Source organism: Prevotella fusca JCM 17724 (genome assembly GCF_001262015.1).
Classification (GTDB): domain Bacteria; phylum Bacteroidota; class Bacteroidia; order Bacteroidales; family Bacteroidaceae; genus Prevotella; species Prevotella fusca.
Genome location: NZ_CP012074.1, coordinates 833,213 through 846,050 on the forward strand (window position 1 = coordinate 833,213; position 12,838 = coordinate 846,050).

Annotated in this window: 11 protein-coding genes and 5 tRNA genes; 3 read left to right on the forward strand and 13 right to left on the reverse strand. The window is 41.2% G+C overall.

Features of this window, described 5'->3' with window-relative positions; translation table 11 throughout:
• Window positions 1-317: 317 nt before the first annotated feature.
• The 3 genes from ADJ77_RS03405 to ADJ77_RS03415 all read left to right on the forward strand — a co-directional run bounded on the left by ADJ77_RS03405 (window position 318) and on the right by ADJ77_RS03415 (window position 3,234).
• Window positions 318-1,466: a replication initiation protein gene (locus tag ADJ77_RS03405; protein ID WP_025078498.1), complete on the forward strand. Its 1,149-nt coding sequence runs from the start codon at window positions 318-320 to the stop codon at window positions 1,464-1,466.
• A 114-nt stretch (window positions 1,467-1,580) separates the two neighbouring features.
• Window positions 1,581-2,516 (forward strand): hypothetical protein, encoded by a 936-nt coding sequence (locus ADJ77_RS03410; RefSeq protein ID WP_025078497.1) that lies wholly within the window; start codon window positions 1,581-1,583, stop codon window positions 2,514-2,516.
• Between the two features lie 16 nt (window positions 2,517-2,532).
• Window positions 2,533-3,234, forward strand: a complete 702-nt coding sequence (locus ADJ77_RS03415) for a hypothetical protein (protein ID WP_025078496.1) — start codon at window positions 2,533-2,535, stop codon at window positions 3,232-3,234.
• Between the two features lie 706 nt (window positions 3,235-3,940).
• On the opposite strand, the gene serB is transcribed toward ADJ77_RS03415, so the two are convergent.
• From serB to ADJ77_RS03475, 13 genes are all read right to left on the reverse strand, one after another.
• Entirely contained in the window at window positions 3,941-5,188 is a 1,248-nt protein-coding gene (serB, locus tag ADJ77_RS03420) for a phosphoserine phosphatase SerB (RefSeq protein ID WP_050696019.1), read from the reverse strand.
• A gap of 1,636 nt (window positions 5,189-6,824) precedes the next feature.
• Complete coding sequence (locus tag ADJ77_RS03425) at window positions 6,825-7,337, reverse strand: 4'-phosphopantetheinyl transferase family protein (protein ID WP_025078495.1); 513 nt, start codon at window positions 7,335-7,337, stop codon at window positions 6,825-6,827.
• A complete protein-coding gene (gene gldE / locus ADJ77_RS03430) occupies window positions 7,321-8,640 on the reverse strand; it encodes a gliding motility-associated protein GldE (RefSeq protein ID WP_025078494.1) in 1,320 nt (439 codons plus the stop codon). Before gldE ends, ADJ77_RS03425 begins: the two co-directional genes overlap by 17 nt.
• Window positions 8,640-9,047 carry a single-stranded DNA-binding protein gene (locus ADJ77_RS03435; protein ID WP_025078493.1) on the reverse strand — a complete coding sequence of 136 codons (408 nt, stop codon included), beginning with the start codon at window positions 9,045-9,047 and terminating at the stop codon, window positions 8,640-8,642. Before ADJ77_RS03435 ends, gldE begins: the two co-directional genes overlap by 1 nt.
• A 30-nt stretch (window positions 9,048-9,077) precedes the next feature.
• Complete coding sequence (locus ADJ77_RS03440) at window positions 9,078-9,617, reverse strand: hypothetical protein (protein WP_025078492.1); 540 nt, start codon at window positions 9,615-9,617, stop codon at window positions 9,078-9,080.
• 35 nt (window positions 9,618-9,652) lie between these two features.
• A tRNA-Gly gene (locus tag ADJ77_RS03445) sits at window positions 9,653-9,725 on the reverse strand.
• A gap of 38 nt (window positions 9,726-9,763) precedes the next feature.
• Window positions 9,764-9,847, reverse strand: a tRNA-Leu gene (locus ADJ77_RS03450).
• A gap of 30 nt (window positions 9,848-9,877) precedes the next feature.
• A tRNA-Leu gene (locus ADJ77_RS03455) sits at window positions 9,878-9,959 on the reverse strand.
• Between the two features lie 44 nt (window positions 9,960-10,003).
• Window positions 10,004-10,076: transfer RNA gene (locus ADJ77_RS03460), tRNA-Gly, on the reverse strand.
• Window positions 10,077-10,113: 37 nt separating this feature from the next.
• A tRNA-Pro gene (locus tag ADJ77_RS03465) sits at window positions 10,114-10,187 on the reverse strand.
• 884 nt (window positions 10,188-11,071) lie between these two features.
• Window positions 11,072-11,191, reverse strand: coding sequence for a hypothetical protein (locus ADJ77_RS14105; RefSeq protein ID WP_234398124.1), 120 nt, complete (start codon window positions 11,189-11,191; stop codon window positions 11,072-11,074).
• Between the two features lie 474 nt (window positions 11,192-11,665).
• Window positions 11,666-12,235, reverse strand: coding sequence for a UpxY family transcription antiterminator (locus ADJ77_RS03470; RefSeq protein WP_025078491.1), 570 nt, complete (start codon window positions 12,233-12,235; stop codon window positions 11,666-11,668).
• A gap of 27 nt (window positions 12,236-12,262) precedes the next feature.
• On the reverse strand, window positions 12,263-12,832 hold the full coding sequence (locus tag ADJ77_RS03475; RefSeq protein ID WP_081784440.1) for an anthranilate synthase component II: 570 nt from the start codon (window positions 12,830-12,832) through the stop codon (window positions 12,263-12,265).
• Window positions 12,833-12,838: the final 6 nt, after the last annotated feature.

A 12,838-nucleotide genomic window follows, 5' to 3' on the forward strand; every position in this document is an offset into this window, starting at 1 on the left:
CAGTTTATACCTGAACTACTCAAAAGCAGTAATCCAAACATGCCGCTTGATAGGATGATAATGACTATGTTCTTCATTTATCAAACCTATTAAGATAGATGGACAGGGGGCATCATTTTTATTTTTTTTAGTAGATAGTTCAAATAAAAGCAGTATCTTTGCAAATTGGAAGAGGCTGTGACAAAAACAGGACTCATTGGCAATCTACAGTGACGTATGTCTCGTGCGTCCGTGAACGATGCACAATGAAGGATGCACAAAGCCGTGCATACCCGCATCTTTGATACAGCTTCATGATAAAGGCAAAGGACACTAATATGACAACAGACAAGACAGCCATCAGGAAGGTCACTCGTAAGCGTGGAGCAAAAGCACAGAAAGCTCCATTGAAAAGCCGTACTATCTCAAATGACCTTATCCCAATCGAGGAAGAGACCTGGCTCCTACAGCCGATTGCCGTGACGATGATGCGCCACGACTACTCTCTTATTCAAGTGAGAATCCTGGTATCTATTGTCGAGAGCCTGCAGTCTATCCTGCACGGTATTCTGAACAACAAACGTGGCTTTCAGCTGGATTTATTTCATACTGATGAGCTGGACGAGGACGGGCGTATGCCTATCAAACTTCCTTTCAAGGAGTTAGGCGTTGACCCGAACCACTACCCTCAGTTGCGTAACTCGCTGAAGATGCTTGCCTCTATCCCTGTAGAAATACCCTATAAGACGGCTGAAGGAAGGAAATACACAAAGGCAACCAACCTTTGTGATGTGTATATTCCCGAAGACCGCTCCTATAACAAATATGCCATTCTGAAGCTCGACCATACTGTGGCAGAGCGACTTGTCTCACTGGATTTTGGTTATCACCGTTTAGGAAAACAGATAGTCTTTGCATGTAAGAACCGTTATACACAACGCATTTACATGTTCATTGAGTCATGGGTGGACAAAGGGCGCACGGTTATCAAGACGCTGGAGTTCCGCAAGATGCTTCGTCTGGAAAACAATTACAAGAAGTTCTCTGACTTCTGCCGCCGTGTTCTCGACCCTGCCATGCAGGAATTGAAGGAACTTGCAGAAAAAGGGTTCTGCGATTGCCACTTTGAGTATCAGAAAAAGTATGACCACGGTCAGCGTGGCGGTGAGCCTGATGAGCTCGTCTTTATCATACATCGCACGAAGGACAAGATGAATGTACAGTTACAGGAAATGACACAGAACCAGCGTCGTCAGTTCCAGCAGTACCTCGTACAGTATTTCGACTTTACCCCGGTAAATGCACAGGCTATGGCAGACCGGATTACGGCAGAGACCTACCAGGAGGCGGTACAGAAGCTGATGAGTCTGCGCGACCGTTTCTCCAAGACCTTTGTCAAGGACAAGGCAGCCTATACTTTCAAGAGTCTTGACGAGATGTTGAAATCCAAGGAAGTGCCTAACACCCTCGTAGAAGAGGTGGAATAAGATATAGGAACTTCCCCTTACGGAATAGGAATTTACCTATTTGATATTTGAAACCAAAAGACTATTTTTGCAATAGATAAATAACAAAAGTAGTCACATTTAAAGGTTACAGATATGAAAAAGATGCTTTTATATACATTCGTATCAGGTTGCTTGAGCCTTATGCTTTCTTCATGCGGCACATACTTCTCTGTAGGAGGTGGATACGGTGGTCCAGTTGCAGTATATGACGATGGTTACAACGTAGGTTATAGCAGTACTTACGGAAGATTAGGATATGAAGAGGCACGGCGAGAAGCACTCTTCCTGTCAGACAAGATGGCTTATGAGCTTGGATTAAGTGATGTACAGTATGAAGCTGTCTATGAAATAAACCTTGATTATCTTCTGAACATGCAGGGTGAACGTTCACTTTATGGAGATTATTGGGCACGCCGCAACAGCGATATGTTCTATGTTCTGAATGCCCGTCAGTATAATTACTATATAAGTGAAGACTATTTCTACCGTCCCGTTTATTGGTACAACAACAGTTATGCTTATCGGGTTTATAATCGTTATGCTGACCGCAGCTACTATTACCGTTCACGTCCGGCAGATTATCACACCTATCGTGGAGGGCGCAATCGGTATTCAGAAAGCTATTATGCAGGACGTTTTGGAGCCCGTCGGAATCCACCTGTTGTGACAAATCAGAGCAGAAGCAATCAGGAGGTTTATCAGAACGGCAGCTCATGGAGTACTCCACAGCAGAATAACGCACATTACAGCTTTGGCAATGCAAGCAGAAATAATACGAGCACAACGCCAAGCAGAGCCTATGACCAGCGATTTGGAGGAGCAAGACAGCAGACTGAAAGGCAGACTTATCAGCCACAGCATCAGCAATACTCTGCTCCACAGCCGTCTGGCAACAATAGCAGAGCTACTTTTGGAAATGCTTCCCGCCAATCTGCACCAAGTAGCTCATCAAGTACAAGCCAGACTCCGTCAGGTTCAACACGTTCAGATGTGCCAAGCAATAACAGTAGATTCGGAGGACATAGATAGTAGAATAAGATAATATATGAGAATAACGGACATAAACCGCTCAAGAGTAGCCTCTGCAATGGTCAGGGGCTACTTTCATGCTTTTTTCTCGGGACAGGCTGATGCGTTGTATCCTGAAAAGAAAGGCTTAGAACCAAAGGAATACAAACAGCTGCTGGTAAACAACTTCGATAATCTTTCGGGACATTTCGTATCTGTGCTTTTCCCTGTACTTATCCGTCTGAACTATCCTGATGTTGAAACGGTGGCAGAAGATATGAAACGACGTCATTTCTCAGAGTCTACTCCTTCAAAAGTTTTGTTACGCTATGCTTGTGGGAGCAAAGGATTGTACGACCTTGTAACTGATGAATATCAAAAACAGATGTATGCTTTGCTTGACGGTCATTTACAGTCTGTGGATGATTTTTTTGCTGACTGCCCGTCTTTAGCTGATGAGGACTGCATAGCAGTCTCTTTGGCTATACGCTCGATCGTCCGTGTACAGATGCACGCCTATGCCTCTGGTATAACGCTGGCAAAGACGGATGTGAACGGGTTACATCAGGCTACAGTCTACCGCTTGATGCTGTCGGGAATGATGACACTGCTTCACGATGCACCTGTCAATTTTGAAGAAGACAATCTGGAAATGATGTTTAGAAAGGTGTCATTAAACTCTGACAACTTTGAAACTCTGATGAATGAAATGAACCAGGCCTACGAAGATTTGGTATAATCAGCGTCTAAAAATCATCTTTGACGGCTTTTGCATTTCAGACAGAGACTCTTTGCCTTCTTCTTGAAAGAGCATTGTTACCATGCACAATGAAATAAGAACAAAAGACAAAAAGAACTGACCGCCTTCACAAGATACATCTCTCAACATGTATTTTAGAATCTGCCAAGCATCAATAAACGTAAATTGTAGAATGTTTTAAAGTAGTAATATCACCATTTTTGTTGTTATTTCTTGATAGCAGGACAAACATTCGTCACGGTATAGACACATAAATGCTCTTTTAAGAGTATGAACGTGTCTCAAAAAACCGAATTAAGACAACGAAATATCTTCACATAAAACACCGAAATGCCTTCTTTTAGCCATAAGTAGACACTACCAACCACCAAGTATATAACCATCAGGTTGTCAATATATTACAGAACGTTATATTTATCAGTGTTTAATTGCATTCTAACTAACGCCCTTTTGACATTCAATTAAGGCTTAGTTGCACTGCTGTTACACATCTGTAATTTTCCACACAAGATTTTATTCTTACAAAAGAATTGTTGACATACGATAAAACGTTCCCATGTACGTGAGTTATTTGTGTCTTACTATTTCCAATAAACCAATTTAGGATAAAGAGAAGTATCGGATGTGTTGCAGGATAATCCTGTCAACACACCCGATACTTCTCTTTATTTTATGAATTATTACCTTACAGTTTTCCAGCTTCTCCCAGATAGCTGTCCTTGAAGCCGAGGAAATAAAGAACTCCATCCAGTCCGATAGTCGTGATATTCTGCTCTGCTGTTGCCTGCACACGTGGCTTGGCATGGAATGCAATACCCAGCCCTGCCTCGGAAAGCATGGGGAGGTCGTTGGCACCATCCCCAACGGCAATAGTCTGTGCCAGATTCACTTTTTCAACCTGAGCCAGCAGCTTCAGCAACTCAGCCTTACGCTTACCATCTACAACCTCACCGAGATATCGCCCAGTCAGCTTATTGTCCTCACCTACCTCAAGCTCATTGGCATAGACATAATCAATTCCATATTTACGTTGTAGATATTCTCCAAAATATGTGAATCCACCACTTAATATTGCAATCTTATATCCACATTGTTTCAGAACAGTCATCAGACGGTCAACACCCTCGGTAATAGGCATAGTTTCAGCAATGTCTCTCATAACATTTGCATCAAGTCCCTTCAACAGTGCTACACGTTCTCTGAAACTCTCCTTGAAGTCGATTTCGCCACGCATAGCACGCTCGGTGATCTCAGCAACCTGTTTACCTACACCAGCATGCTTAGCCAGTTCATCAATACATTCGGTCTGAATGAGTGTAGAATCCATATCAAAACAGATAAGGCGGCGCATACGTCGGTACATGTTGTCCTTCTGCAAGGAGAAATCAATTCCCTGTTCATGGCTCATCTGCATGAGTTCAGCCTGCATCTGCCCGTAATCCTTGGGCGTACCACGTAATGAAAATTCTATACATGCCCTTACGTGCTGATTGCCTTTGCGTATGCTTTGACGTCCCGTCAGACGGAGGATAGAGTCAATATTGATACCTTGCGCTGTAATCACACGCGTCGTTGCTTCAATATTCCGTGCTGACAAAGAACGACCTATAATAGTGAGGATGTATCTGTTCTTTCCCTGCCGGTTTACCCAATCTTCGTATTCATCATCAGAAACAGGGGCAAAACCTATGTTTACACCAAGTTCTGTAGCCTTGAACAGTAGTTCCTTCATCACCTGTCCTGCACCTTTCTCATCAATTCGGATAAGGATTCCAAGTGACAAGGTGGAGTGAATGTCCGCCTGTCCAATGTCTAAGACATGAGCATTATAGCGGGCAAGAATAGCCATGACAGCCGTTGTAAGACCTGGTCGGTCCTGCCCTGTTATTCTTATAAGTATCTGTTCTTCCTGTATTTCCTTAGTTTCTTTCATAAGCAGTTATTTATAGCTACAAAAGTAATTATTTCTTGTGAAGTAAACAAATGTTGGGTACTATTTACATCATGTTGTCCAAGTTCATTACCTTAAAGCTAAATCGGATTATTGAGGGGTGAACTGATTTTGTTTGATTGACGAACGGATTGTTTGTTTTCTTAATAGAAGTGTATCGAACAGGGCATGTTATAAAGACTGACAAGATAACAAGAATATAGCAATAAATAAGAAAAGATGGATGTTATGAGTTGATTAACCTATTTAGCATCATCTCCCTATCATCATCTTATGATTCTTCCGTTAAATACGTAGATTGGAAACAGAACAAAGGTTTATACGCTTGTATGGTATGACTATCCAAAAATAGACGGTCTCACAAAGGAGAATAAAGCACAAAATAAAAATGCAGAAAAGGCAAACAGATACCATGTCTTTCCATCTTCAACAAACAACTTATTCCCATATCAACCAACGTTTGTAAACTATTTTCATGCAACTCAAAACCAATACATGGTCTTTTGGCTTTGAAAAGACGCCCAATTGGCTTGCAATAGATGCCCTTTTGAGACCTTACTAACGCCCTTTTGAAGTCCAATTAAGCACCTTTTCTTGCACGACTTTATAACTAACTGAGTTCCTGCTGGTTGCAAACTTGCTTTTTATACGTATTTTTGCCTGTATCTGTAGGTATTCTATCCGAAATTATGTCATGATTTTTCAATCTCTTGTCTGCGTTTTCAATGAATTAAAATGAAAAGGTTTTCTGCATCGGAGGATGATAATAAAGTAGGTAGCCAAGACCGTCTTGGTTTATTATTTTGTATAATGCATACCTCCGGTTCTTCCGTTAAAGCTATACGAATAGCATCCACGCATTTAACGGATCAAGCGATAAAATCCCCCACCTTTTTTCTACTGAGCCCATCTTATCCCAAGGAAGAAAAGGATAAAATAAAAAGACGCACTTAACCTCATAGAGTAAGTGCGTCCTTTATTCAGTTTTTAAAGATACTTCCAAATGCGAATACAACTTAGTTGTACCAAATCTCACCACCAAGCAGCTGATTTGCTTCGGTGTTTTCTTGACTGCTTTGGTTCTCGAATTCATAATCTTCGAAGAATTCCAAGGTCTTAGTTTCTTTCATTTTAAATCCCTCCTGTAAATTAGACTAATTAGTAAATAAATCACGCTATACATTAAGTGACTAATGCAAAGATAGATAAAATGGTTGTAAAAAGCAAGTCAACCTGTACGTATCACCTATAATTTAAATATTTTTTACCACATAATGAAGAATTTTGTTATATAATATGCATTTTTATCAATAAAACATTTAACCCCACTTACTTCATACAGTAAATGGGGTTCCTAACCAAATCAATAAAACCTAATCTCTAATTATCAATCTTTTACAACGAAATTAACTCGTAAGATATACCTTTATTTAAAAGAATATGCCCCGTTAGCGTTAATTATCAGTCGCCGTTACCTAAACAATCTTTTTATGATGCAAAGGTACGAATACTGTATATATACTACAAGGTAAACTGCTGTTATTCAATAAATATAAAGGACAATCGTTTGCACAGACTATTACAAAAACATGTGCAATCAACTATAAAAACTATGCCGTCAAGCATTTTTTCGCCAGGCGTAAGTCAAAATGTACTCTGTAGTCTCCTCACATTCAAACTTAATGACAAGGTTTTGCTTTAAGTTCTTTACCAATCTTGATACTGTATCAACTTTCATGTCCTGAAAACCCAAATGTTCTGAAGAAAAGAGCTTATACATCGTTTCCTTGGCGCACCAAGCTGTAAGACATTGTTTTGTATCTGTAAACATTTCATCATGCCTTAGAAAACGTGATGCAATACGGCGAACCCGGTCAGAAACATACTCAATATCAATACCGACTTCATAATCACGGGAAAGGATAACAGCTACATAACCAATAGTGTGAGAGATGCTGATATGATAGTTTGCTATCATCGGCTTGCCATCCTTATTATGCACTATGGATGGTTCATAGCCCAGCATTGCAGTCAGAAGAAGACGTGCTCCTTCTCGTTCAGCTTGTCTGCCCTTCTCTATCTCAAGCAGTCCGATGCGCACCTTGCCATCAGCATTACTCGTTATTCTCACCACAGACTGTTACTTTCACTTTACTGATACGGCGTTCTTCGATAGCAAGAACTTCAAACTTATAATTCTTATAGTTCAAGACTTCATGCACTGCTGGGAAATCTCCTTTAATTTCCAACAGTAATCCTGCCAATGAATCAGCATCACCTTCAATCTCATCAAACTCATCATCGGGAAGATTCAGAATCTTAGAGAAGTCATTCAAGAGAGTTTTGCCTTCGAAGATATAGGTATTTGAGCCTAACTTCGTATAGTTATGCTCTTCTTCATCATACTCATCATTGATTTCTCCAACAATTTCCTCAAGAATATCCTCCAGCGTAACAATACCACTTGTACCACCGAATTCATCCACAACGATAGCTATATGTACCTTATTCTCCTGGAAGTCACGCAGAAGATCTGCTATCTTCTTTGTTTCTGGTACAAAATAAGGTGGACGCATCAGACTCTGCCAGCGGAAGTTGGTCGACTTTGACAGATGTGGCAGCAGGTCCTTGATATAAAGTACACCACGGATATTGTCTTCATTATCCTGATAGACAGGGATGCGTGAGTAGTTATTATCAACAATACATTTCAGCACCTCCTCATACGAACATCTAATATCCAAGTCTACTATATCCTGACGAGAGGTCATTATCTCCTTAGCAGTCTCATCACCAAAGCGTATGATACCCTGCAACATACTCTGTTCGTCCTTGATATCGCTTTTATCCGTTAGTTCCAGTGCTTGTTCCAAATCATCAACCGACAGCTGACGGTTCTCCTTCTGCACTACTTTCTCTGCAAAGGCACCACTCTTTAACAAGACTGTTTCAATAGGCCAGAATAGCCTACGAAAGAATACAATTCCCTTTACCCCATTCCGACAGAATGCCAACGGATTCCTTCTGCTATACACCTTTGGGATGATTTCACCAAAGAGCAGGAGAAGGAAAGTCAGCAGAATCGTAACACAAAGGAACTGCAGCCATTCTGCTCCGAATGTAAACAAACTGCTAAAAATATAATTGCACAGCATGATGATTGCCACATTGACAAGGTTATTCGTAATGAGAATTGTTGCCAAAGTACGCTCACTATCATCTCTGAGCTGCTGAATAAGTTTGTCTGAAGTATTCTTGTCTGGGTCTAAAGCCTCTACATCAGTTGGTGACAGACTAAAGAAAGCTATCTCTGACGCACTGGCAAAACCAGACAGAAAAAGAAGGGAAACCGCCAATAGAATTGCAATAACAACGCTGACACCTATTGGATTGATACTAATATAAGAAGATATATCTACTAAAAAAAGACTCATTAAAAAGGTAATTTAGAATTATCTGCAGACCCGGCAGCATTACTGCCAGCCTTCTCCTCAGACATATTTTCAGCTTTACGGGGAGCTGACAGCCATTCAAGGTTATCTCCGTAAATCTCTGTTACATAGCGACGCACACCTTTTTTGTCATCATAAGAGCGATAACGTACACGTCCCTCTATATAAAGTTTATCTCCTTTATGAATATATTTCTCAGCATATTTTGCCAATGCCTTAAATAGGACGATATTATGCCAGTCCGTATGGTCAGGCACCGATGTACCATTCGGGAGCGTATAACCACGCTCTGTTGTAGCCAGAGTAAAAGATGCAACACACTGATCAGCTTCATAATAATGTATCTCCGGGTCACGACCTACATTACCGATCAACATTACCTTATTCATAAGAAAACAATAATAAAAGGCATGCGGAAATTACTTCCACATACCTAAATATCTAAACTTAAAATTCTTACCTTTAGCTGACGGGAACTGACTTCTGTTGTCAACCCTATCCTTCAGATATTCTACGATACGGTTATAGCAATCCCACCCAGACACAGCTTTGCAGTGTGCAACGAAGTGGGTATCACGGTATTCATGCTTTCCGGAAGTAGGAATCAGTACGACTCGTTTGAAATCAAGTTCACCTTCATACCACCCCTCACGTTCCTCATTAAGGTGCATTATAGCAGGATTATCCTTGCGTGCTATTCCATCAGCAACTGGACGAAGTGCCTTCTTCTGCTTGAAATCCATCATACTCGCAGCTTCGGTCTTGATAACGATAAAGTAAACACGTGGACGAACCTTATAACGTTTCGGATAAAAAACATCATTTGAGGCATAGTTTCTGATATCATCTTCCAAATCGGGAGTAATTTGAATGTCAGGTATTGAACTTAAAAAATCCAATGCCTCCTCAACGTTATGCACTAATACTTCATTATCGAAATATCGCAGATATAAATTCATAAAGATAATGCTATGTATGTTTCTCTTTTAAAAAGAGCGGCAAACGAGACTCGAACTCGCGACCCCGACCTTGGCAAGGTCGTGCTCTACCAACTGAGCTATTGCCGCATCAAAATGTAAGTAATAACTTACCAATAAAATCTATGTGAAGAGGAGGAGACTCGAACTCCCACGAAACAATTTTCACTACCCCCTCAAAGTAGCGCGTCTACCAATTCCGCCACCTCTCCAGCATATATCTGACATTCTGAATGAAAATGTGCCCAGAACAGGACTCGAACCTGCACGTCGTGAAACACACGCACCTGAAACGTGCGCGTCTACCAATTCCGCCACCTGGGCATAAATTAGAAGCTAACTTCTATATACATTCCAGAATGTCAAAGAGCGGCAAACGAGACTCGAACTCGCGACCCCGACCTTGGCAAGGTCGTGCTCTACCAACTGAGCTATTGCCGCATTTAACGTCTCTCTTTCTCCAAAGAGTTAGACTAAGTCGGGGCGACAGGATTCGAACCTGCGGCCGCCTGGTCCCAAACCAGGAGCGCTACCGGGCTGCGCTACGCCCCGTTGCAAAACCATTTATGATTATCTCATTTCTGAATTACGAGTGCAAAGGTAGTACTTATTTCCGATACCACCAAACTTTTCCTTGTTTTTTTTCAATAAAAATCAAACCTTTTCTTGTCAGTTTTCAAAGCTGTCTACAGCTGTCAGTCGCAGGAATATTGATAAATAATTGACTATCAAAGTGGAATACACGAAAAAGGGAGCACACGTCAAACATATGGGAGGATTGCTGCAAATCTCAAAAAACATCTGTTTACATTAAAAACAACACCTTCTACCCAGCTCTGACCACCTTCCACAAGCCTTCTACAAACAGTAAACCTACCTCATTCTTGCTTTTTAATGCTAAACCTTCAGCTCATCATCCAAATCCTACCGATTCATTTAATCCACATAAAAAAGTTTATTCTCCTATGCCGAATCTCTTTCAAAAAGATAGTATGCAAGCATCCAATATTATCCGTCGTGCCACTTTATACCTCCTTATATGACTGGTTTCATATAGGGGGGTATTATTTGTAGTTTATGAACAGTAGTTTAATCAGGCTGCCTTCTTTCATGTCCAGTTCGTTTTGCTCGAGAATGTTTATAATATCTTCCCGAGTTAGAAAATGATAGTCAGACACTGTCTTGTTATTGGACGTATTCATCAATATACCAGCTGTTTATTAATACAAAAGAACGAAAACAAACTGATGTAAACAAGAAAACACTAAGGTTTATGATAACGTTTTCTACGCTAACAATGAGGATTTACACCTTACTATATAAAGGACCAATTCGTCCCACCGAAGTTCATAAAAACCGGAGGGCTGCTGCATGATTTTACCACTTAGACAGCCCTGTGCCATCTGCTTGTGATACATAACAAAGCCGCAACGTTCCTAATGAAGCAACTTGAGAAGATTGCGGGAGCGATCATAAAACACGTAGACACAACTATCAGAAGGGTTGAAGTCATTACTGCGTACGAATTGACATAGCCGAAGGAATCCCTGGCACATATCAACAGGAGTACAACAAACCCGATTATATTGCCCGTCGTCCTGCCTTTTCTATAAAAATGAGTAGCGTTTTGCCCATGGTAGCTAATTCGAAATATGTTTACAAAAAACATTACTAACCTTTCTTAAAACACACATTAAAACCGCTTTACAATCATCCCCATAACTATCAATAATTCAGCATATTACAAAGTCATGCAAGAAAAGGTGCTTAATTGGACTTCAAAAGGGCGTTAGTTAGACCTCAAAAGGGCATCTATTGCAAGTCAATTGGGCGTCTTTTCAAAGCCAAAAGGTCATATATTGAAAACGGGGAGATGAAAAAAAAGGACAAAAAACCTCACTACTCAGCCCCGTTCCTACAGAGAGAGGAATAGAAAAAAGAATTCTACTAATGACTGATTTGGAGTTAAGATTCCACTTCCATCATCAGCGAGAGTAACAAAGCAATCACACAAACAAGTTATCATCGGCTCATTTCTCTTCCATCGGCACACAACACCAACGGGAGACTTTAAGCATGACACCAATACCAGGGACTTCCTTCAAGAGATAATACTTCTTGCTCGAACGAACCAGACGTCCACTCATACCTTTCAGAGGACCGAACTTTACAAGAACTTCATCACCTGCTTTCATGCGTGCTTCCTCTGAAGAAAGGAATTTGCGCATGGTCACCTCGGGGTTGCACATCAAGCGGAACTCATACATCTGCTCATGGGGAATAAGCGCATACTCTCGTGACTCCTTCGATTTTTTCAACACACTTATCTTATAGTCCGTTTCCTGTACAATTTTCTGAAACGCCTTATCTTCAACAGATTGCTTCACAAAGACAAGGTTACGGACTACGGGGCGCAGCACACGACGTGGCTTACCGTCGCACCCTTCCACGTCAACATACTGTTCCGGGACGAAACATTCCAGTCCATGTTCCGTGAAGAAGTTTCTCACTTCTTCCTGACGGATAGTGAATAATCTCACTGCATACCAGGAAGCTCCATCATCGATGACATTGTCTATATACCTTGCTGTTTCTGCCATAGTATCTACAAAAGTAGTAAATATATATTAGATATGTAACCAGTTTTCCATAATTCTTTTCCCGTCTGGTGTCAACACACTCTCCGGATGAAACTGAATGCCGTAAACATTATGCGTTCCATGGCGCAAAGCCATTATCATTCCTTCATTGCTCTCGGCTATCATCTCCAGACAGTCAGGAAAACTTGTCTTCGAAACAACCCAGCTATGATAGCGTCCTACGGGGAAATGTTCTGGCAAACCAGCAAACAAAGGTGTATCCACAAGCTGCCTTGCCTCTGTTGTCACACCATGAAACACATCAGACAGGTTCTCTAACTTAGCACCGAACACCTCACCTATCGCCTGATGTCCCAAGCATACGCCCAAGATTGGCTTTACACCAGCATAGCGGCGGATTACATCCAGCAACAGTCCGGCTTCTGACGGAATACCGGGACCAGGGCTTAGTACAATACGGTCAAAGACAGCCAGTTCCTCAAGGGAGAACTGATTGTTGCGCACCACTGTCACATCTGCTCCCAGTTCCTTAATCAGATGAACCAGATTATAAGTAAAGGAATCGTAGTTATCAATGATAACACACTTTGTTTTCATCAGTAT